Below are 20,386 nucleotides of genomic sequence, written 5' to 3'. Positions count from 1 at the left end.
TTAATTAGTGAGTCTCGCTTTTCTAATTAATCCGAAAGCGATACCCATCAACACTAAACCGAATAAAGCACCGAATAAATAATTACCTGCCGTTTTAGGAAGCACTCCGCCTTTTTCCGTTTTATGCTCAGGTTTTGCCGGTTTCTTCTTTTCTTTTTTTACCTCAGCCACTTTAGAAATGACCTCATTGGACTGTTTCATGTCATTGCCGGTTTCTTTCACTAAATCGGAACCGATCATTTCACCGGTCAATGTAAAATCGAGCAGGAACTTGCCGTTTAAATCATAAATGGAAACTAGTAAACTAGCATTCGTCAATTCCTTAAGCTGGAATAATGCATCAAGGGAAAGGTTTGTCTTGACACCATCCTGAATTAAAGCGAATTTGAATTGAATTTGCAGCAAGCTTTGAAGATCATTATATATCGAAAGCAATTCTGCCACTTGTTCTGCAGATAATTCATCAATTGTTTCAAAATACTCTAGTTGATTCATCCTATCGGAGATCGCCATTAAACGAGATTCAAAAGAAGGGTCTTCGACGATAGGCAAAAGGTGGTTCATGAATCTGTCGAGCTCTTCGTCCGTAAGGCCGATCTCAGTAAAGAGACCATCCATTAAATCGCTGATCTCTTCTTCATCATATTCCATCTCTTCCTCATCATAATTCATTTCTAAATCGATGATATCCTCAATGTCGTAAATGAAATGGAAGGTATCGATGATGGAATCCCCCTCTTCCAGTTCGCCGTATTCCATTAGTAATTCAGTAAGTTCAGCTTCTGTCATTTCATATTGTTTAAGTAGATTCTGTAAGGTCTCAGGAGTGACGGCAGGTCCTAATGTTTCACGCAACTCTTCTGCCGATTTCAATTCATTCAATGTTAAGTCGTAATAGGATAAATACTCTTCCAATTCTTCTTGCGTCATTCTAACTTCAGAAAGGTATGCATTAAGCTCATCCTGGTTGATCTTAGTTGCCGCAAAACCCTTCGTTCCGCTTGAACCTAGTGAAAAAAGAACGATAAGTGCCACAAAAAACGAAAAATATTTCTTCATTCCCATATCCCCCTAAATTTATCTAATATTGCCAAACCCCTATGTATTATAAAACAGCTAAACCAAAAGGTACACATTAATAACAATGAATGGCTAAAGATAGGAGGAATCGTCTAGGGAAAAGGGCTTAAACCGATCATGAAGAATATCCAAGACCGACGTGGTATGGAAGGAATGGGATTAGGCATATTTTCCTTGACGTGAGGTGGGGGCGGGGGTAAACTATTAATAACTTCAACCTGCTACCATATTAGCGAACTAAAGTAATTTAATAGATTATTGCGATTATTTATATGATTATGTCATTTAATTTGATACTATTTTTATATGTTATCCGAAAATTGGATTTAAGCGTGAAAACCTTGGAAAGATAAAGGGATAAACACAAAATAGGGAATGGGTGCATCGGTTTTTGCCTATAGGCGGACCGATTGGATATAGATAGTAATCAATATTGCAAAAGGATGTGCAGTCGTGACAAAGCCATTTATGTTTGAAAAACCATTAGGCATGAGAGATACATTGCCGGTGCTGTATGAAACGAAAGTGTCGGCCAGAAATAAAATGAGTGATGAAATCAAGAAGTGGGGCTATCAATTTATTGAAACGCCAGCTTTGGAATATTATGAAACAATTGGCGAGGCTTCAGCAATATTGGATCAACAGTTGTTTAAACTTCTTGATTCCCAGGGGCATACGCTCGTACTCCGTCCCGAGATGACAGCGCCCATTGCACGGGTCGCAGCATCCAAGCTGCTAAAACAGCAAATTCCGCTTCGCCTGGCCTATTCCGCGAATGTATACCGGGCACAGCAGCGTGAAGGAGGCAGGCCGGCAGAATTCGAACAGATTGGCATTGAATGTATCGGAAATAAGTCAATAAGTGCCGATGCTGAAATGATTGCCCTGCTTGCGGATGCTCTAAAGGCTGCAGGGCTTCAGGAATTTAAAATTTCCATTGGACATATCGGATTTCTGCAAGAGTTTTTCTTGAGTATTCTAGGTACGGAAGAAAGGGCCTCTATATTAAGGAAGTTTTTGTATGAAAAAAATTATGTTGGTTATCGCGAGCATGTTAAATCACTGCCGCTTTCATCCATTGATAAACAACGGCTTATCGAATTTACCTCCTTACGTGGCAGTGAAGGAACCGTGGAAAAGGCGCTAGGGTTGGTTGAAAATAATAAAGGGCAAGATTCTTTGGCTGAACTGAAGGAATTGTCTGCGCAGCTAAAAGAATTTGACGTTGAACAATATGTGAGCTTCGACCTAACATTGGTCAGTCATATGAGTTATTACACGGGAACTTTATTTGAAGTGTATGCCGGACAAGTCGGTTCTCCAATCGGCAATGGCGGCCGGTATGATAATCTGCTTGAGAAGTTCGGCTGGAATGCTTCGGCCACAGGTTTTGCAATCCGGGTGGATCGTCTTGCAGAAGCTCTTGGGGAGCCGATTCAGCCTGTCGCGCCAGAATGTATTTTATTCAGTCCTGAACGAAGATTGGAAGCGATCGGTTTTGCAAGGGAAAAACGCTCCGTAGGGAAATTGGTAACGATTCAAGATATTACAGTCGTCCAAAATGTCGATGCTTTTACACGGACATTTTCTGAAGTTCATTTATTCGTGGGGAACGGGGGGAATGGAAAAGATGAATAATAGCTTTTTAACGATTGCCATGCCGAAAGGGAGAATATTTGAAGAAGCGGCAGAGCTATTAAGAAGGGCCGGTTTTCGTCTCCCTCCCGAGTTTGATGATTCCCGGAAATTGATCCTTGAGGTGGAAGAAGAGAATCTGCGGTTCATTTTAGCTAAACCGATGGATGTCGTAACCTATGTGGAACACGGCGTCGCTGACATTGGAATTGCAGGGAAGGATGTCATGCTTGAGGAAGAACGTGATGTCTATGAGTTACTTGATTTGAAAATCAGTGCCTGCTACTTGGCTGTAGCTGGACTGCCAGGTACGAAAATAAGTGACATCGCCCCCAAAATAGCCAGTAAATACCCGAATGTTGCTTCCAGTTATTTTCGCGAGCAGGGGGAGCAAGTCGAGATTATAAAGTTGAATGGGTCTATTGAGTTAGCACCGTTAATTGGTTTAGCTGAACGAATCGTCGATATCGTTTCAACCGGGCGGACATTGAAGGAAAACGGTCTTGTGGAATATGCGAAAATCGCCAATGTGACTTCGAGGCTGGTAGCAAACCCTGTCAGCTATCGAATTAAAGAAGCAAGGATTACCGAAATCGTGGAACGGCTAGCAGAAATTATTGAATAGTAAAGAATCGCTAATGAGGTGAAGGTATGAAAATAGAACGGTTTGCTGAAGGGATTTCCCTGAAACGCTCGGTTGAAGCAGGTACTGCCGATCAAAGAAAAGCGGTTCAGGATATTATTTATGATGTCAGGAAAAGCGGAAACGCGGCTTTACATACCTATACCGAACGTTTCGATGGTGTCAGTCCAGGGGAATTGCTTGTATCGGAGCTGGAAATGGAAGAAGCGACAGCGGCATTGACTGCTGAGCAGCTTGAGATTATTCAAGAAGCTGCGAATAATATCCGAATGTTTCACGAGAAACAAATTCGAAATTCATGGTTTACGACTGATGATACGGGAACGATGCTAGGACAAAAATTGACACCTCTTGATGCTGTAGGTGTTTATGTACCTGGAGGCACAGCGGCCTATCCTTCGTCAGTATTGATGAATGCACTTCCTGCGAAGGCCGCGGGGGTGGAACGGATCGTTATGGTATCTCCTCCAGGGAAAGATGGGAAATTATCGCCAGCGGTTTTGGCAGCCGCTAAAATTGCCGGAGTTAAGGAAATCTATAAAGTTGGCGGGGCCCAGGCCATAGCTGCCCTCGCTTATGGGACGGAAACAATTAAGAAAGTGGATAAAATAGTGGGTCCGGGAAATATATATGTGGCGTTAGCGAAGCGCGAAGTATTCGGGGATGTCGCCATTGATATGATAGCAGGTCCAAGTGAAATAGCGGTATTGGCGGACGAAACGGCCATCGCTGCAGAAGTAGCGGCAGACTTGTTATCACAGGCGGAGCATGATGCCCGGGCTTGCAGTGTTTTGGTCACGACTTCTACGTCTCTTGCAGAAGAAGTGGCAGCAGAAGTGACCAAGCAGGTGGCGTTGCTTCCACGTCATGATATTGCTGCAGCCTCGATAAGGGATTATGGAAGAATCGTTGTATGCGGGAATATGGCAGAAGCTGTTGAAGCGATTAATGAACTTGCACCGGAACATTTGGAAATTGTGACCAAGGATGCACTTGAAATCATGGCTAAAATCCGCCATGCCGGTGCAATCTTCATTGGCCGCTTTAGCTCGGAGCCCGTCGGGGATTACTTTGCAGGCCCCAATCATGTGTTGCCTACCAATGGAACCGCCCGTTTTTCCAGCCCGCTGAATGTGGATGATTTTCAAAAGAAATCGAGCATCATCATGTATAGTGAAACGGCCTTCCGCAAAAATGCAGAAAAAATCGCAGCATTTGCCCGAATGGAAGGATTGGAGGCCCATGCCCGTGCCATCGAATCACGTGGTGTGAATGAATCGGGAAAAGGTCCTGAATGATTAAATAAGTGAAATCGGTGATATAAAAACTTTAGACATGCATTTACATCTTAGGAAAAGGGGTCGTACCCCGTTGAGGAGGAGCTGTAATGGAACGTTTTGCTAGTGTGGAGCGAAAGACGAATGAAACGGAAATAAGTTTGAAGTTTGATGTGGATGGGGAAGGTAATTCCTCCATTAAGACCGGCGTTCCGTTTATGACGCATATGCTGGATTTGTTCACGAAACACGGGAAGTTTGATTTGACAGTAGATGCAAATGGGGATACGGACGTGGATGATCACCATACAACTGAAGATATTGGCATTTGCTTGGGTCAGACGTTATTGGAGGCCCTTGGAGACAAGCGCGGGATAAAGCGTTACGGAAATGCTTTCGTACCTATGGATGAAGCACTCGCCCAGGTTGTCATCGATTTAAGCAATCGTCCGCATCTTGAGTTCCGGGCTGAGTTTCCTTCGCAAAAGGTCGGTACTTTCGATACTGAACTGGTGCACGAGTTTCTTTGGAAATTCGCTCTTGAAGCCAGGATGAACCTTCATGTAGTCGTTCATTACGGTCACAACACACATCATATGATCGAAGCAATATTCAAAGCGCTTGGACGTGCATTGGATGAAGCTACGACAATCGATCCACGTGTCAAAGGCATCCCTTCGACGAAAGGAATGTTGTAAATGATCGGGATCGTCGATTATGGCATGGGGAATTTATTTTCTGTAAGTAAAGGGCTTGAGCGCCTTGGTGCCGGTTCATTCATTTCCGATGACCCAAAAGAACTTTCAAAGGCGAAAGGGATCATACTTCCCGGCGTTGGCTCTTTCAGGGATGCCATGAGTCTCTTGGAAAAACAAAAGCTGGATGAATTTCTACGGGGATATGTAGCGGATGGGGGGTATCTATTAGGCATCTGCCTTGGTATGCAGCTTCTCTTTGATGAAAGTGAGGAAAATGGACCGGCAAAAGGATTATCCCTCATCCCGGGAAAAGTCGTTCGTTTTAAGGGAGTGGATGCGAATGACCAGGTTTATAAAGTGCCGCACATGGGCTGGAATCGACTTGAATTCAAACACGCATCACCAGTGAATGAGGGGCTGGAAGAGGAACATGTTTATTTCGTCCATTCATACTACGTCGATACAGATGAATCATTCGTTACCGCTTCGGCGATGTATGATGTGGAAGTGCCGGCGATCGTCGGTAAAGGGAATGTATTCGGCATGCAGTTCCACCCGGAAAAAAGCGGGAATATGGGGATGTCACTCTTGAGAAATTATCTGTCATTAGTAGAAGGGAAGGAAGAAGCATGAGCAACTTTACTATTTACCCGGCGATTGATATGCGCGGAGGCAAATGCGTCCGCTTAATCCAGGGAGATTACAATCAGGAAACCGTTTATGGTGATTCCCCCTTCGATATGGCTAAAAGCTTTGCGGACCAAGGAGCCGGTTGGATACATATGGTCGACCTTGACGGAGCTAAAGAGGGAGTAAGAATCAATGATTCATACGTAATTAAAGCGGCAAGTGAGTTAGGCGCCCGCATTCAAATCGGCGGCGGCATCCGAACGGAACGGGATATAGCCCATTATCTGGATAATGGAGTGGAACGTGTCATTCTAGGCAGCTCGGCCGTTTCAGACCCTGATTTCACTAAAGATATGATTAGGAAATATGGAAGCCATATCGCTATCGGGATCGATGCGAAGGATGGCAAGGTTGCCACTCATGGCTGGCTTCAAACGTCTGGAACCCTTGCGGTAGATCTTGGCAAACTACTGGCCGATGCTGGTGCCGAGACCTTTATCGTGACTGATATCGCGACGGATGGCATGCTTTCAGGGCCGAATGTGAAAGGTATATTGGCCATGGCGGAGGCAACTGGTAAAAACGTGATTGCTTCAGGAGGCATTAGTTCACTCGAAGACCTTATCACCCTCAAGGAGTATGAAGCCCAAGGCATTGCAGGGGCTATCATTGGCAAGGCACTTTATACCAACCGCTTTACTGTAGAAGAAGCACTAGAAAAGGTGCGTGGTTAAATGCTCACTAAACGAATTATTCCATGTCTCGATGTAAAAGATGGGCGCGTAGTCAAGGGCATACAATTTGTTTCCCTTAGGGATGCTGGAGATCCGGTCGAACTTGCAGCCTTTTACGACCAAGAAGGTGCCGATGAGCTTGTCTTCCTGGATATTTCCGCATCACATGAAGGCAGGGAAACGATCGTCGACGTCGTTCAAGCGGTAGCGGGCAGCTTGGCAATCCCGTTCACGGTGGGCGGCGGCATTAATTCATTGGCGGATATGAAGAAGATCCTGCGGGCTGGTGCCGATAAAGTATCCTTAAATACAGCAGCCATCCTGCGTCCGGATTTAATTAATGAAGGTGCTGATTATTTTGGTTCCCAATGTATCGTGGTTGCCATAGACGCCCGATATGATGAAGGGCTTGGGTCTTGGCGGGTATATACCCACGGCGGCCGGAAACCGACTGAATGGGAAGTGACCGAGTGGGCGAAGGAAGCCGTATCCCGCGGTGCTGGGGAAATTTTATTGACAAGCATGGATTGTGACGGCGAGAAACAAGGGTTTAATATCGCTTTGACAAAAACGGTATCTGAAGCCGTTTCAGTTCCGGTCATCGCCTCTGGCGGGGCAGGCAACGCTGAACATTTCCAGGAAGCCTTCCAAGAAGGTAAAGCCGACGCAGCATTAGCGGCATCGATTTTTCATTATAAAGAAACATCCGTTAAAGAAGTCAAAGCGTTTCTCAAACAACAAGGAGTGGTTGTACGATGAATCTTGAAACTATTAAATACGATGAAAAAGGTTTGGTACCGGCAATAATTCAAGATGCAGGAACAGGCGAAGTGCTGACACTTGCTTACATGAATCAAGAATCTCTGCAATTGTCGATTGAAAAAGGGGAAACGGTTTTCTTCAGCCGTTCGCGCAATGAATTATGGCATAAAGGAGCAACCAGCGGCAATATCCAGAAAATCACCGAAATGAAGTATGACTGCGATCAAGATGCATTGGTCGTTCGGGTCGTGCCTGCAGGTCCTGCGTGCCATACTGGGGCAACAAGCTGTTTTAGCGAAACGATTTACCAAAATGGTGAAGCCGGACAAGACGTGAAGGCGGATGTGACTTTCTTGACGGAATTGGAAAGATTGATTGAAAAAAGAAAATCGGAAATGCCTGAAGGTTCATATACGACCTACCTATTCGATAAGGGCGTTGATAAGATCCTGAAGAAAGTCGGTGAAGAAGCGGCAGAAGTGATCATTGCTGCTAAGAACCGTGATGCAGAGGAACTTTCGATGGAAAGTGCCGATCTCCTCTATCACTTATTCGTTCTTCTTCAAGAGCAGGAGCTGCCTTTCCAAGCGGTACTTGATGTATTGAAGGCTAGACATGCCGATAAGGACGAACCGAAAGAAACCGAATGAATGTGATTGCCCTCCGTCAATAGGAGGGCTTTTGTGTGTATTTACGATGGCGAGCAGCGATCTTGAATCCCCATATGACAAGGAAAATGCTTCGATTTTTCTTGAAGAAAGCATGATGATTCCTGTTTTCCATTTTCTTGAATTGTTCGGCAAATTTTCTCCAATATGTTATAATACTATGGTTAATCAACTTGTAGATGGAGGATTACATGAGTAAAGACTCTAAATTTGGCCAACAGGCAAAAATTCTAACCTTTCACCCAACAGGTGAGTATTATTTCACCAAGGGTTTAAAAGCTTATCATAGACGGGAATTACCTAAATCAAAGAAATACCTGGAACGTGCGCTGGAACTTGAACCTGCTGAACCGATGATAGCTTGTCAATTGGCAATCACTTGCTCGGAAATCGGTGAATATAATTATTCAAACAACCTTTTGGAAAACATCTTGGATGTGATGGATCCCTATATGTCGGAATGTCATTACTTCCTGGCTAATAATTATGCCCACTTAGGCATGTTCAAGGAGGCTTATCGTCACGCCAGTGCTTATCTTGATAAAGAAGAAGACGGGGAGTTCAGCGATGACGCAGAGGATCTGCTTGAATTGATAACTTTTGAGTCGGATGAGTCAGAAGAAAATCCCTTTAAGCATGATGGGCTCATTACCAAACAGGAACAAGCCCGTGAGTACCTGGAATCAGGCAATTTCCCGAAAGCGATCGAAGTGCTGAAAGAAACGATTGCCGAGTACGAGGATTACTGGTCCGCTTATAATAACCTGGCACTTGCCTATTTCTATCTTGGTCAAGTGAATGAAGCTTTTGCAACACTTGATGAGGTATTGGAAAAAAGTCCGGGAAACCTGCATGCTCTTTGTAACCTTGTTGTATTTCATCATTATCAACAGGATGAGGCAAAGGTTGAAGAGCTCATACAGATGCTGGAGAAAATTAGGCCGATGCTATCCGAACATCGTTTCAAGCTTGGAGCGACCTTCGCTCTGATCGGAAATTATGATTCTGCATATAATTGGCTTAAAGGACTTCAAAAGCAAGGGTTCGAAGGAGATGGAACCTTCTACTATTGGCTTACCATTTCCGCTTACCACTTAGGCCACGAACAGGCTGCCAAAAAGGCATGGAAAAAGGTCGTGGAAATGAACCCGGAAAAGGAAGGCATGGAGCCTTGGGGAGATATGAATGCAACTTCAGATGGTTTTGAACATCATTTTCCTTCTATTATAAAAAGGCTGGAAAGTGAATTCATCGAAGAAAGGCTTTTTGCCATTTTCCTTCTGAAACATTCGGTTCATAAACAGAAGCTATTGAAAAACCAGGTCCTCAACCTAAACCAGAATTTCACTGAATTGGAACGTGATTATGCCGAACTTGTTCAAGGTCCTGCTAAAGATCGCCAATTAACACCGATTGATTTTGCCGATCGCACAGCTGAGTTATTATATCAGCATTTCCAACCGATTCAATTAAATGAAGCCGGGCTCTATTTAATGTGGTTTTCCGTTTTCATCGAAGCGGTGAAATCCGAGCAGAAGCTAAATAATCCTGCAGGATGGGCATCTGCGGTGGAGTATGTGTGGATTCAGCTTAAAAGTGAGAAGGCGAGCAAACAGGCAATCGCAGACAAACATTTCATTTCGGTGTCCACCTTATCGAAGTACGTGAAGTTGGTTCAAAACTTACTCGGATGAGCAGATATTTGGACGAAAAATTATTTGTTATATAGGATAATAGGTAGGGAACACTAACCGTAGTGAAGGTTCCATTTGTAATGGAATATGGAGGAGTGAAAACATGTCTGAAAAAATTTATGACGTTGTTATTATTGGAGCTGGTCCTGCAGGGATGACGGCGGCTGTCTATACATCACGTGCGAACCTTTCAACATTGATGTTAGAACGCGGAGTACCGGGCGGGCAAATGGCCAATACGGAGGAAGTTGAAAATTATCCTGGATTCGACACTATACTCGGACCTGAACTTTCAACGAAAATGTTTGACCATGCAAAGAAATTCGGTGCGGAGTATGCCTATGGGGATGTTAAGGAAATCATCGACGGTGAAGAGTATAAAACGATCAAAGCCGGTTCAAAGGAATTCAAAGCACGTTCAATCATCATTTCATCTGGTGCCGAATACAAGAAAATCGGCGTTCCTGGCGAAAAAGAATTGGGCGGCCGCGGTGTATCGTATTGTGCAGTTTGTGATGGTGCATTCTTCAAGCAAAAAGAACTGTTCGTTATCGGCGGCGGAGACTCTGCTGTTGAAGAGGGTGTGTACTTAACTCGCTTTGCTTCAAAAGTGACGATCGTTCACAGACGTGACGAACTTCGTGCTCAAAAGATTCTTCAAGATCGTGCATTTGCCAATGAGAAAATTAACTTCATCTGGAATCACACTTTGAAGGAAATCAATGAAAAAGGCGGCAAGGTCGGCGGTGTCACACTAGTTTCCACTGAAAACGGAGAAGAGACAGTGATGGACGCAGACGGTGTATTCATTTATATCGGAATGCTTCCGCTAACGAAACCATTTGAAAACTTGGGCATCTTGAACTCAACAGGCTATATTGAAACGAATGATCGGATGGAAACACGCGTACCTGGTATTTTCGCTGCAGGTGATGTTCGTGAAAAAACATTGCGCCAAATCGTTACTGCTACAGGCGATGGAAGCATTGCCGCCCAATCCGCTCAGCATTTTGTTGAGGAACTTCAAGAAAAATTGCAGCCAAAGGCTTGATATCACAAGAATATACAATCGTAATTCCATTTTAACGATGTTGTAACATGCGTGAAATAATGATTCGGTATAGTAGGGGATAGAAGTTGACCCCCTTTAATTATAAACGTTTAAGGACACAGAATAAGTTTCTGTGTCTTTTTTTTGTTTTCCTGCTTTGAGACTATATCTTTAGTTCCAATTTTTAGGATGTTCCCAAGCGGTTTTTAATGTGAAGCAAGCCGTTCCTTTGCATTTAGGAAGCGAAAGTGGAGAAGAATAGGAGTTAAGCAGGATAAAGGCTTACCTATGTGATTCCTTGCGAATGAAGATTCCCCCAATGCAGGAAGTTTACTTTATTGTTTGCTCATTTTAAAAATAGTATAATGATAAGATATACTAAACATATATAAATCTTTCATAATGGTAAGAAGATGAAAAATACAACTTGTTTGAACTATTAGCATTTGTAAATCGCCAAATGGATATCTAGCGGCGGTTTAAGGATATAAACTGAATCTCTTCAACACGGGGGGTGAAGGTTTCTATAGTCGAGCAGAGCCAATCGAGGTGAAGAACGTGCAACGTGTCACAAACTGTGTATTGATCAGAGATAATCAAATCCTCTTATTGAAAAAGCCTAGACGCGGATGGTGGGTAGCTCCCGGCGGCAAGATGGAACCTGGGGAGTCTGTACGCGATGCTTGCATTAGGGAATATCGCGAAGAAACGGGCGTTTATTTAAAAAACCCTTCCATCAAAGGTATTTTCACCTTCATCATGAAGGACGGAGATAAAGTTTTATCAGAATGGATGATGTTCACTTTCTTTGCAACGGATTCCGATGGTGTAAATGTGGATGTTTGTGAAGAAGGGGAACTTAGCTGGCATCCGGTTGAAGATGTTAAAAAGCTGATGATGGCTGAAGGTGATTTTCACATCCTGGATTATATGGTTCATGGCAGTGGGATCATCTATGGAACCTTTACCTATACGCCAGAGTTCAAGCTGCTTTCTTACCGGTTGGATCCAGGTTAATTTTTAGATATAAAAAAGATTGCTATACATGGGGGCGGAGAAACTATGAGTACAGGGCAGATGAGTGAAACGCAATTGGTCATCATTACCGGAATGTCCGGAGCAGGCAAGACAGTGGCGGTTCAAAGTTTTGAAGACCTCGGCTTTTTTTGCGTCGATAATTTGCCGCCCACGCTGTTGCCAAAGTTTTTGGAGTTAATGAAGGACTCCGGGAATAAGATGAATAAAGTGGCTCTTGTCATGGATTTAAGGGGAAGGGAATTTTTTGATTCCTTATTTCTTGCACTGGATAATTTAACGGATGCAGCTGCAGTCTCACCAAGAATCCTTTTTCTTGAAGCGGATGATGATTCCTTGGTACGCAGATATAAGGAAACGAGAAGGACCCATCCCCTTGCTCCATTAGGCCGGCCATTGGAAGGCATTAAAATGGAACGGGAACTTTTGGACGAATTGAAGGGAAGGGCCCAGTTGATCTTTAATACTTCCCAACTGAAGCCGCGCGAATTGAGGGAGAAAATCGCTTCGGAGTTTTCTGCCGATAAAAGTGTCGGTTTTACAGTCAATGTCATGTCGTTCGGGTTCAAGCATGGTCTACCCATAGATGCCGACCTTGTGTTTGATGTACGGTTCCTGCCAAATCCATATTATATTGATCATATGAGGCCAAGGACTGGTTTGGAACAGGAAGTGTCGAGTTACGTTTTAAAATGGAGTGAGACGCAAAAATTCCTGGAAAAAGTAACCGATCTGCTCGCTTTCATGCTTCCATATTATAAACGTGAAGGGAAAGCACAGCTTGTTGTTGCGATTGGGTGTACAGGCGGTCAGCACCGTTCTGTAGCTTTGACGGAATATATTTCAAACCACTTCAAAAAGGATTACAGGGTTCAAGTATCACATCGCGATATCGAAAAAAGTAAGGGGAAAGCAGATGTTAGATAAAAAGAAACAGCCTAAGGTTGTGATCATCGGAGGGGGAACCGGCCTTCCTGTTTTGTTGAGAGGGTTAAAGAAGCATCCGGTGGATATAACGGCAATCGTAACGGTTGCTGATGATGGTGGAAGTTCAGGCCGCCTTCGCGAGGATATGGATATTCCCGCTCCGGGTGATATTCGTAACGTGCTGGCTGCGTTATCGGATGTAGAGCCCCTTGTTGAACAAATGTTTCAGCATCGCTTTCAGAGTAAAAATGAGTTGTCAGGGCATTCGCTTGGGAATTTGATACTGGCGGCAATGACTTCGCTGACCGGGGATTTCGTCCATGCGATCCAGGAAATGAGTAAATTCCTTAATGTCCGCGGTAAAGTGCTTCCGGCTGCCAACCAAAGTGTGGTTCTCCATGCAAAGATGGATGACGGAACGATTGTTACAGGAGAATCCAAGATTCCCTTCTCAGGAAAGAAAATAAAAAAAGTATTCCTGTCTCCTCGTCATATAAAGCCGCTTAGTGAAACTCTCCAGGAAATCAAGCAGGCAGATCTTATAGTCATAGGTCCAGGAAGCCTATATACTAGCATTCTGCCTAACTTACTTGTCCCTGGTTTAGGAGAAGAGGTAGCCCGTTCCAAGGCTAAGAAGGTGTACATTTGCAATTTGATGACACAAGCCGGCGAGACTCTGGATTATAGCGCGAGTGATCATATAAAAGCGATATATGACCATATGGGAAATGCATATATTGACAGGATACTTGTTAATAATGAGGAAATACCAACCGAGATTCAGCAGCGCTATCAAGCTGAATATGCAAAACCGGTCATGTATGATGTGGAAAGCTTAAAAATGATGGGTCTTGAAATCATACAAGAACGCATTTTCAGCTATGAAGGGAATGTAATACGCCATGATACGAAAAAAGTGGCGGATTTGCTTTATAATATGCTTGTAAATGAAACAAAAAGCCACATAGTACCGTAGATATAAGCGGGGACGGTTTTTTGATTGATAAAAATAGATTACCTGCGTTCGATTGGGGGTGAAATGGATGTCTTTTGCTTCAGAAACAAAAAAAGAGCTTACAACATTAGAGGGAAAGGATTGCTGCGGTAAAGCGGAATTGTGTGCGCTTATCCGGATGAACGGATCCCTTTCATTTTCTAATCGGAAGCTTGTTGTGGATATTCAAACTGAGAATGCTGCGATTGCCAGAAGGATTTATACGCTGCTGAAAAAAAGTTATGAGGTCCAGGTCGAGCTGTTGGTCCGTAAAAAGATGAAGCTTAAAAAGAACAATGTATATATTGTCAGGATGTCATCCGGAGGGCAGCGGGTTTTAACCGATTTGGAAATTTTAGGCGATGGCTTTGAAATTCTCCATGATATATCCGATACTATTGTTGGGAAGAAATGCTGTAAGCGTTCTTATCTAAGAGGTGCATTTCTTGCAGGGGGTTCGGTTAACAATCCGGAAACGTCTTCCTATCACCTTGAGATTTTCTCACTTTATAAAGAGCACAATGATGCCCTTTGTGAGCTAATGAATAAGTTTGGCTTGAAGGCCAAGACACTTGAACGCAAGAAGGGGTACATCATTTATTTGAAAGAAGCCGAAAAGATTGCCGAGTTTTTAAGTATAGTTGGCGCCCATTCAGCTTTATTAAGGTTCGAGGATGTACGGATTGTCCGTGATATGCGTAATTCAGTGAATCGGCTTGTGAATTGTGAAACAGCCAATTTGAACAAAACGATCGGGGCATCATTGCGCCAGGTTGAAAATATCCATTATATCGAGGATACGGTAGGACTTGGCATTTTACCGGATAAGCTTCGGGAAATTGCGGAGCTTAGGATAGCGTTTCAGGATATAACCTTAAAGGAACTTGGGGAAATGGTATCCGGGGGAACCATCAGTAAGTCCGGGATTAATCACCGATTGCGAAAGATTGATGAAATAGCTGACAGGCTCCGTGGGGGAGAGGCTATTGCTGCGAAAAAATAAAGCTAACAGGGGAGATCAAGATGGTGGAGAAACAAGTTGAGGTAAAATTGAAAACGGGTTTGCAAGCTCGGCCGGCGGCTCTTTTTGTACAAGAAGCTAACCGCTTTCATTCAGATGTTTTTCTTGAAAAAGAAGGAAAGAAAGTGAATGCAAAAAGTATAATGGGATTAATGAGCCTAGCCATCAGTTCTGGCGTGTCCGTGAAGTTAATCGTCGAAGGACGCGATGAAAAAGAAGCGTTAGAAGCATTGGAAGAGTTCGTTCAGCAAGAGGGTTAAAAAAGGGGATGCCTAAATGTGCATCCTTTTCTTTTATCATGAAAAAAGGCTCCGGAGGTCGCTTATGGCGATCTCCGGAGCCTTTCTTTTGTTGCAGGATTACTTAGAGTTTTTATCATCAAGAACGCTGCGCGTGATGACTTTGTCAATCAAGCCATATTCAAGAGCTCTTTCGGAAGTCATGAAGTTATCACGTTCCGTATCTCTTTGAAGGACTTCGATAGGTTGTCCTGTACGTTCTGCCAAGATTTGGTTCAGCTTATCTTTCAAGTGAAGGATACGGCGGGCAGCAATTTCAATTTCCGTAGCTTGACCTTGAGCTCCTCCAAGTGGTTGGTGAATCATGACTTCACTGTTTGGCAACGCATAACGTTTGCCTTTTTCGCCAGCGGCCAATAGGAAAGCACCCATGGAAGCGGCCATACCGATGCATACTGTCGATACATTAGGTTTGATATATTGCATGGTATCGTAAATGGCCATACCGGAAGTGATGCTTCCGCCAGGGCTGTTGATGTATAGAGTGATATCTTTTTCAGGATTTTCCGCTTCTAAAAATAGTAATTGAGCAACAATGGAGTTGGAAACATTATCGTCAATTGCACTTCCTAGCATAATGATCCGGTCTTTTAATAAACGGGAGTAAATATCGTAGGCACGCTCCCCACGACTTGTTTGTTCGATAACTGTAGGAATTAAATTCATGTTCATTTCCTCCTTCGATTAAGAGAATCATTTAAATTCTTTATGTATGTATGATACACTTTTTGGTCAATTTAGGTCAAACAAAACAAACCCTATTATGGATAATTTGTTCGACAATTTTCTGGCTAGGGCTCCTTCCTGATAGATTATTTTATATATTATGCCGCACAGGGATGAATTTCCACATTACCCATAATACCCAAATGATAAAGTTTTAAACCTGATAACCCTTGCAAAGGAGGGGATTCTATCATATAATGAAGTCTGTTGAAAAAATATTTTCTATTACGCCCTCGTAGTGCAACGGATAGAACGCAAGCCTCCGAAGCTTGAAATGCAGGTTCGATTCCTGCCGAGGGCATTACCAATCTTCTGCTTAATAAAGTGGGGGATTTTTTATTTGTAATTTTTAGGAGAGTTGAAATTTTTGCTGAATTTGCTTGTTTTCCGTAATATTCCATCGAATCCTGTAATGTCGGTCCTGTCTTGAAAATATTCGCCCACACTATTGAAAAATGGTGATTTTTCAATAAAAGTAGTTGTTAAATTTGCGTTTCTAACATATAGTATTTAAAACAAATAAACTATTCAGAAAAAAATCGTAAGCGTTTTCATGGGTTTTTGTGTAGAATTTTCTCCTGATAATGTAAAATGGAGTGGGGGAGGGATGAATCGATGAGTATGAATATGAAAGCAGGACTTTTTCAACAGCAAACATTAAAGATGGCAATGACCCAGGAGCTCATGCAAGCTATTACATTGCTGCAATACTCCTCGCAGGAGCTATCGGCTTTTTTAGAAAATAAAATGGTGGAGAACCCATTACTGTCCATAGATCAGCCAACATCTTCTTTATTTCAGCCAACTTTTGACCGCAAAAAAGGTAAACGGACTCTTAAAAATACGTATGATGCCAACTATTGGATTGAACAGATCAGTGAAGATACCATATCGCTTGAACAGCATATCATGTCCCAGGTGAATCACCAGCAGTTTTCCGGTGAGCAGCAAAAGGCAATGCTTCTATTAATTCATAACCTTGATGAAAACGGTTACTTAAGGACTCAGCTGGATGATATATGCATCCCAGGCATATCTCCGGCCGTTTTGGAAGAGAGTCTCTCGATTTTACAGGAACTCGAACCGCATGGTATTGGAGCGAGGAATCTTCAAGAGTGCCTTTTGCTTCAAGTGAAAGCAGAAGGGGAGAATCTTCTGGCAGAATCGATCATAGAAAACCATTTCCTCGATTTTGCTGAAAAGCGCTGGAAAGACCTAAGTAAGAAAATCGGTGTTACACTGAAGGAGATTCAAGAAGTCTTTGATTATGTCCAGACGTTGAACCCGCGTCCGGCATCACTCTTTTTTCAGGAAAAACCTTCTTATATAGTGCCGGATGTGGTCGTGGAAGTTCGGGATGGCATGCTGCTTGTCGGGAATTATGATGGTAACACACCCAATCTTAATGTGGATAAAGGATATTTAAACCGAATGAAGAGCCATAAGGATCAGGGAGTTCAGCGGTTTATCCAGGATAAGTGGCAGGAATACCAATGGATCTCCAGAGGAATCCAACAGAGAAAAGAAACGATATTGAAGGTTATTCAGTGCATCGTCGAAAAACAGCCGGCGTGCTTTCATCATGGCCTGAACTATTTGAAGCCGATGACGATGAAAGAAATCGCAGACGAACTTGGCATACATGAGTCCACAGTAAGCCGGGCGGTTAAAGGGAAGTACGTACAGACACCATTTGGCACGATAGAGATGCGGATATTTTTCACTACTTCTTTACAGTCGGTCGGCCTTGATGAGGATATGTCGGGCATGCAGGCGAAAAAGAGCCTCCAGGCAGCCATCAATGGGGAAAATAAACAAAAGCCGCTTTCGGATCAAGACTTGGCGGAACGGCTGAAAGAAGAGCATGGAATTATCCTGGCACGCCGAACCGTTGCCAAGTACCGGGAACAATTAGGGATCCCTTCTTCATCTAAACGAAAAAGATATGATTGAAAAGGATGAGTGGTTTTGGAATCGAATGCGTTTGTTTTATATAGTAGGGATAAATGCCCGTTATGTGATAAAGCCAAGCTGGTACTCGAAGAAGTGAAAGTGGAGTCAGGCATAGGCTATAAGGAAATCGATATCCATACCGATGATGATTTGCTTGAGAGATTCGGGCTGATGATCCCTGTCGTTGAATGGAAAGATGAAATCGTTCAGTTCGGAAACGTTGATAAATCAGCTCTAAATAGGCTTTTGGAAAAATAATTTTTCAAATCATTTGAAGAAACATTCCGTTCCTGCTAGAATAAAATATGTAGCAGGAATATTTTTTTGTTTTAAGTGGGACAGAAAATGACTACGCGGGACGTTAAATGTCCAACTTAACTTTTTAGGAGTTTTAAATATGCGTACATTACTCGAGGTACAAAGAAAATTATTGCCCGATTTCCTTATGGTTATGCAAAAAAGATATGATATCCTGCGTTATATCAAAATGATGCAGCCGGTTGGAAGGCGCAGTCTGTCCGTGAGCCTTAATTTGACAGAGCGGACGCTTAGAGGCGAGGTTGATTTTCTGAAAAGTCAGAACCTGGTTAACATCTTCAGCTCTGGCATGACGCTGACTGATGAAGGGATTGAAATCCTGGATAAGTTAGAAGGAATAATGCGTGAAGTAATGGGTATAGACATAATGGAAAAGCAATTGCAGGATTTGTTACAAGTGGATGAAGTCATAATTGTCTCAGGAAATTGTGATGAAACCCCATGGGTGAAAAAAGAATTGGGTAAAGCTTGTGCAAACCGTATGAAACGAGAATGGAACTCAAAGAATATCATTGCGGTTACTGGCGGATCGACAATGGCCGAAGTGGCTAATTCGTTGTCACCTGATGAAGCATCCAGGAAATTGACATTTGTCCCAGCCCGCGGGGGAATTGGTGAAGCGGTGCAGAATCAGGCCAATACGATTGTCGAAAAAATGGCACAGAAGGCACAAGCCTCATACAGAGTGTTATATGTACCCGATCAATTAAGCGGTGAGGTTTATGCATCATTTCAGAAGGAACCTGCAATTAAAGAAGTGATTTCCCAAATCAAGTCTGCCGATATGATCATTCATGGAATCGGTGATGCCATGGCGATGGCAGAGAGAAGAAATTCTTCGCCAGAAATGTTAAAGAAGCTGTTAGATGGAAATGCTGTAGGAGAGGCATTCGGTTATTATTACGATGAAAACGGCAAAGTTGTTCATAAAGTTTTGACAGTCGGCATCCAGTTAGATGATCTTAGCCCTGAAAAGCGAGTGATAACTGTGGCAGGTGGCAAAACTAAAGCAAAGGCTATCCGTTCCTACATGAAAGGCGCACCTTCATCAACCGTTTTGATCACGGATGAAGCTGCGGCACAAGAGTTAATTCAGGGGAATTACACCCCTTAATATATTTGCGAACTTAAAAGGAGGAATTTTTCATGGCAGTAAAAGTTGGTATTAATGGTTTTGGACGTATTGGACGTAATGTATTTCGTGCAGCATTGAGTAATCCTGGGGTAGAGATCGTTGCTATTAACGACTTAACGGATGCTAATATGTTAGCGCACCTTCTTCAATACGATACAATTCATGGATCTCTTAATGAAAAAGTAGCAGTTGATGGGGATTACCTTGTTGTTGATGGTCACAAAGTAAAAGTATTGGCTGAACGTGATCCTGCACAATTAGCATGGGGTGAACTGGGAGTAGAAGTAGTTGTGGAATCTACAGGACGTTTCACAAAACGTGCGGATGCAGCTAAGCATTTAGAAGCTGGCGCGAAAAAAGTAATCATCTCTGCTCCTGCATCTGATGAAGATATCACGATCGTCATGGGTGTAAACGAAGACAAATATGATGCAGCAAACCACCATGTAATCTCTAATGCTTCTTGTACAACGAACTGTTTAGCTCCATTTGCTAAAGTGCTTCATGAACAATTCGGAATCAAACGCGGTATGATGACTACTGTTCACTCTTATACAAATGATCAGCAAATCCTTGATTTGCCTCATAAAGATTACCGTCGTGCACGTGCAGCTGCAGAGAATATCATTCCTACAACAACTGGGGCAGCAAAAGCTGTTGCACTTGTCCTTCCTGAACTTAAAGGGAAATTGAATGGTATGGCAATGCGCGTACCTACTCCAAACGTATCTGTTGTCGACCTTGTTGCAGAACTTGAAAAAGACACAACGGTTGAAGAAGTTAATGCAGCATTCAAAAAGGCTTCTGAAGGTGAATTAAAAGGAATCCTTGAGTACAGCGAACTTCCGCTAGTATCAACTGACTATAACGGTAACCCATCATCATCTACAATCGATGCCCTTTCCACGATGGTAATGGAAGGAAACATGGTTAAAGTATTATCTTGGTATGATAATGAAACAGGATATTCAAGCCGTGTTGTTGATTTGATCGACTATTTGGCTAAAAAAGGATTGTAATTAGAATAATAAAAAACCTCACCAAGGTGAGGTTTTTTTTATCACAGCCCTAAAAAAACTTGGCAGAAGATGATATTATTAGTAAGT

The 20,386-nt window shown here is 43.0% G+C and carries 22 protein-coding genes and 1 tRNA gene; 21 read left to right on the top strand and 2 right to left on the bottom strand.

Annotated features, from left to right (window positions below; translation table 11 throughout):
- Entirely contained in the window at positions 1 to 1,059 is a 1,059-nt protein-coding gene (locus MKX49_RS24190; RefSeq protein ID WP_340878084.1) for a processed acidic surface protein, read from the bottom strand.
- 474 nt (positions 1,060 to 1,533) lie between these two features.
- Between MKX49_RS24190 and MKX49_RS24185 the strand changes: the two genes are divergently transcribed.
- The 16 genes from MKX49_RS24185 (at position 1,534) to MKX49_RS24110 (ending at position 15,109) form a co-directional block, all read left to right on the top strand.
- A complete protein-coding gene (locus MKX49_RS24185) occupies positions 1,534 to 2,718 on the top strand; it encodes an ATP phosphoribosyltransferase regulatory subunit (RefSeq protein WP_048687999.1) in 1,185 nt (394 codons plus the stop codon).
- A complete protein-coding gene (hisG, locus tag MKX49_RS24180; RefSeq protein WP_034311625.1) occupies positions 2,711 to 3,340 on the top strand; it encodes an ATP phosphoribosyltransferase in 630 nt (209 codons plus the stop codon). The genes MKX49_RS24185 and hisG overlap by 8 nt, the downstream gene beginning before the upstream one ends.
- Positions 3,341 to 3,366: 26 nt before the next feature.
- Complete coding sequence (hisD, locus tag MKX49_RS24175) at positions 3,367 to 4,656, top strand: histidinol dehydrogenase (protein ID WP_323596313.1); 1,290 nt, start codon at positions 3,367 to 3,369, stop codon at positions 4,654 to 4,656.
- A gap of 89 nt (positions 4,657 to 4,745) precedes the next feature.
- Complete coding sequence (hisB, locus tag MKX49_RS24170) at positions 4,746 to 5,333, top strand: imidazoleglycerol-phosphate dehydratase HisB (protein ID WP_048688005.1); 588 nt, start codon at positions 4,746 to 4,748, stop codon at positions 5,331 to 5,333.
- Positions 5,334 to 5,966, top strand: a complete 633-nt coding sequence (gene hisH, locus MKX49_RS24165) for an imidazole glycerol phosphate synthase subunit HisH (protein ID WP_340878083.1) — start codon at positions 5,334 to 5,336, stop codon at positions 5,964 to 5,966.
- Positions 5,963 to 6,697 (top strand): 1-(5-phosphoribosyl)-5-[(5-phosphoribosylamino)methylideneamino]imidazole-4-carboxamide isomerase, encoded by a 735-nt coding sequence (gene hisA, locus MKX49_RS24160; protein WP_063595783.1) that lies wholly within the window; start codon positions 5,963 to 5,965, stop codon positions 6,695 to 6,697. Before hisH ends, hisA begins: the two co-directional genes overlap by 4 nt.
- On the top strand, positions 6,698 to 7,456 hold the full coding sequence (hisF, locus tag MKX49_RS24155) for an imidazole glycerol phosphate synthase subunit HisF (protein WP_063595784.1): 759 nt from the start codon (positions 6,698 to 6,700) through the stop codon (positions 7,454 to 7,456).
- Positions 7,453 to 8,109 carry a bifunctional phosphoribosyl-AMP cyclohydrolase/phosphoribosyl-ATP diphosphatase HisIE gene (hisIE, locus tag MKX49_RS24150; protein ID WP_251540511.1) on the top strand — a complete coding sequence of 219 codons (657 nt, stop codon included), beginning with the start codon at positions 7,453 to 7,455 and terminating at the stop codon, positions 8,107 to 8,109. Before hisF ends, hisIE begins: the two co-directional genes overlap by 4 nt.
- A 31-nt stretch (positions 8,110 to 8,140) precedes the next feature.
- Entirely contained in the window at positions 8,141 to 8,326 is a 186-nt protein-coding gene (locus MKX49_RS24145) for a hypothetical protein (protein WP_340878082.1), read from the top strand.
- Positions 8,319 to 9,821 (top strand): tetratricopeptide repeat protein, encoded by a 1,503-nt coding sequence (locus MKX49_RS24140; protein ID WP_063595786.1) that lies wholly within the window; start codon positions 8,319 to 8,321, stop codon positions 9,819 to 9,821. The genes MKX49_RS24145 and MKX49_RS24140 overlap by 8 nt, the downstream gene beginning before the upstream one ends.
- A gap of 103 nt (positions 9,822 to 9,924) precedes the next feature.
- Complete coding sequence (gene trxB / locus MKX49_RS24135) at positions 9,925 to 10,872, top strand: thioredoxin-disulfide reductase (protein ID WP_034309960.1); 948 nt, start codon at positions 9,925 to 9,927, stop codon at positions 10,870 to 10,872.
- A 558-nt stretch (positions 10,873 to 11,430) separates the two neighbouring features.
- Positions 11,431 to 11,889 (top strand): NUDIX hydrolase, encoded by a 459-nt coding sequence (locus MKX49_RS24130; RefSeq protein WP_034309963.1) that lies wholly within the window; start codon positions 11,431 to 11,433, stop codon positions 11,887 to 11,889.
- Positions 11,890 to 11,934: 45 nt separating this feature from the next.
- Positions 11,935 to 12,834, top strand: a complete 900-nt coding sequence (gene rapZ / locus MKX49_RS24125) for an RNase adapter RapZ (protein WP_048688021.1) — start codon at positions 11,935 to 11,937, stop codon at positions 12,832 to 12,834.
- Positions 12,824 to 13,810: a gluconeogenesis factor YvcK family protein gene (locus MKX49_RS24120; protein ID WP_318291976.1), complete on the top strand. Its 987-nt coding sequence runs from the start codon at positions 12,824 to 12,826 to the stop codon at positions 13,808 to 13,810. Before rapZ ends, MKX49_RS24120 begins: the two co-directional genes overlap by 11 nt.
- 67 nt (positions 13,811 to 13,877) lie before the next feature.
- The gene (whiA, locus tag MKX49_RS24115; protein ID WP_048688026.1) at positions 13,878 to 14,831 is read left to right on the top strand and encodes a DNA-binding protein WhiA; all 954 of its coding nucleotides are present in this window, start codon (positions 13,878 to 13,880) and stop codon (positions 14,829 to 14,831) included.
- A gap of 20 nt (positions 14,832 to 14,851) precedes the next feature.
- Positions 14,852 to 15,109: an HPr family phosphocarrier protein gene (locus MKX49_RS24110; RefSeq protein WP_048688029.1), complete on the top strand. Its 258-nt coding sequence runs from the start codon at positions 14,852 to 14,854 to the stop codon at positions 15,107 to 15,109.
- Between the two features lie 99 nt (positions 15,110 to 15,208).
- On the opposite strand, the gene clpP is transcribed toward MKX49_RS24110, so the two are convergent.
- Entirely contained in the window at positions 15,209 to 15,814 is a 606-nt protein-coding gene (clpP, locus tag MKX49_RS24105; RefSeq protein WP_034309977.1) for an ATP-dependent Clp endopeptidase proteolytic subunit ClpP, read from the bottom strand.
- A gap of 289 nt (positions 15,815 to 16,103) precedes the next feature.
- On the opposite strand from clpP, the gene MKX49_RS24100 reads away from it, so the two are divergent.
- From MKX49_RS24100 to gap, 5 genes are all read left to right on the top strand, one after another.
- A tRNA-Arg gene (locus MKX49_RS24100) sits at positions 16,104 to 16,175 on the top strand.
- Positions 16,176 to 16,489: 314 nt separating this feature from the next.
- The gene (rpoN, locus tag MKX49_RS24095; protein ID WP_309076871.1) at positions 16,490 to 17,827 is read left to right on the top strand and encodes an RNA polymerase factor sigma-54; all 1,338 of its coding nucleotides are present in this window, start codon (positions 16,490 to 16,492) and stop codon (positions 17,825 to 17,827) included.
- Positions 17,828 to 17,836: 9 nt separating this feature from the next.
- On the top strand, positions 17,837 to 18,085 hold the full coding sequence (locus MKX49_RS24090; protein ID WP_445670145.1) for a glutaredoxin family protein: 249 nt from the start codon (positions 17,837 to 17,839) through the stop codon (positions 18,083 to 18,085).
- Positions 18,086 to 18,224: 139 nt separating this feature from the next.
- Positions 18,225 to 19,259, top strand: a complete 1,035-nt coding sequence (locus MKX49_RS24085) for a sugar-binding transcriptional regulator (RefSeq protein WP_048688036.1) — start codon at positions 18,225 to 18,227, stop codon at positions 19,257 to 19,259.
- Between the two features lie 32 nt (positions 19,260 to 19,291).
- Positions 19,292 to 20,299 carry a type I glyceraldehyde-3-phosphate dehydrogenase gene (gene gap, locus MKX49_RS24080; protein WP_034309982.1) on the top strand — a complete coding sequence of 336 codons (1,008 nt, stop codon included), beginning with the start codon at positions 19,292 to 19,294 and terminating at the stop codon, positions 20,297 to 20,299.
- The last annotated feature ends 87 nt before the right edge of the window (positions 20,300 to 20,386 follow it).

It is taken from the genome of Peribacillus sp. FSL M8-0224 (assembly GCF_038003055.1).
Lineage (GTDB): Bacteria > Bacillota > Bacilli > Bacillales > DSM-1321 > Peribacillus > Peribacillus frigoritolerans.
Note: the sequence above shows the minus strand (reverse complement) of the source record. Positions and strands in the feature narration are given on the sequence as shown.

What these genes read in the sequence shown, in the direction of transcription:
- MKX49_RS24190 (WP_340878084.1), bottom strand. Translation starts at nt 1,059, where the DNA reads ATGAAGAAATATTTTTCGTTTTTTGTGGCACTTATCGTTCTTTTTTCA.
- hisG (WP_034311625.1), top strand. Translation starts at nt 2,711, where the DNA reads ATGAATAATAGCTTTTTAACGATTGCCATGCCGAAAGGGAGAATATTT.
- hisD (WP_323596313.1), top strand. Translation starts at nt 3,367, where the DNA reads ATGAAAATAGAACGGTTTGCTGAAGGGATTTCCCTGAAACGCTCGGTT.
- hisB (WP_048688005.1), top strand. Translation starts at nt 4,746, where the DNA reads ATGGAACGTTTTGCTAGTGTGGAGCGAAAGACGAATGAAACGGAAATA.
- hisH (WP_340878083.1), top strand. Translation starts at nt 5,334, where the DNA reads ATGATCGGGATCGTCGATTATGGCATGGGGAATTTATTTTCTGTAAGT.
- hisA (WP_063595783.1), top strand. Translation starts at nt 5,963, where the DNA reads ATGAGCAACTTTACTATTTACCCGGCGATTGATATGCGCGGAGGCAAA.
- hisF (WP_063595784.1), top strand. Translation starts at nt 6,698, where the DNA reads ATGCTCACTAAACGAATTATTCCATGTCTCGATGTAAAAGATGGGCGC.
- hisIE (WP_251540511.1), top strand. Translation starts at nt 7,453, where the DNA reads ATGAATCTTGAAACTATTAAATACGATGAAAAAGGTTTGGTACCGGCA.
- MKX49_RS24140 (WP_063595786.1), top strand. Translation starts at nt 8,319, where the DNA reads ATGAGTAAAGACTCTAAATTTGGCCAACAGGCAAAAATTCTAACCTTT.
- trxB (WP_034309960.1), top strand. Translation starts at nt 9,925, where the DNA reads ATGTCTGAAAAAATTTATGACGTTGTTATTATTGGAGCTGGTCCTGCA.
- rapZ (WP_048688021.1), top strand. Translation starts at nt 11,935, where the DNA reads ATGAGTACAGGGCAGATGAGTGAAACGCAATTGGTCATCATTACCGGA.
- MKX49_RS24120 (WP_318291976.1), top strand. Translation starts at nt 12,824, where the DNA reads ATGTTAGATAAAAAGAAACAGCCTAAGGTTGTGATCATCGGAGGGGGA.
- whiA (WP_048688026.1), top strand. Translation starts at nt 13,878, where the DNA reads ATGTCTTTTGCTTCAGAAACAAAAAAAGAGCTTACAACATTAGAGGGA.
- MKX49_RS24110 (WP_048688029.1), top strand. Translation starts at nt 14,852, where the DNA reads ATGGTGGAGAAACAAGTTGAGGTAAAATTGAAAACGGGTTTGCAAGCT.
- clpP (WP_034309977.1), bottom strand. Translation starts at nt 15,814, where the DNA reads ATGAATTTAATTCCTACAGTTATCGAACAAACAAGTCGTGGGGAGCGT.
- rpoN (WP_309076871.1), top strand. Translation starts at nt 16,490, where the DNA reads ATGAGTATGAATATGAAAGCAGGACTTTTTCAACAGCAAACATTAAAG.
- MKX49_RS24085 (WP_048688036.1), top strand. Translation starts at nt 18,225, where the DNA reads ATGCGTACATTACTCGAGGTACAAAGAAAATTATTGCCCGATTTCCTT.
- gap (WP_034309982.1), top strand. Translation starts at nt 19,292, where the DNA reads ATGGCAGTAAAAGTTGGTATTAATGGTTTTGGACGTATTGGACGTAAT.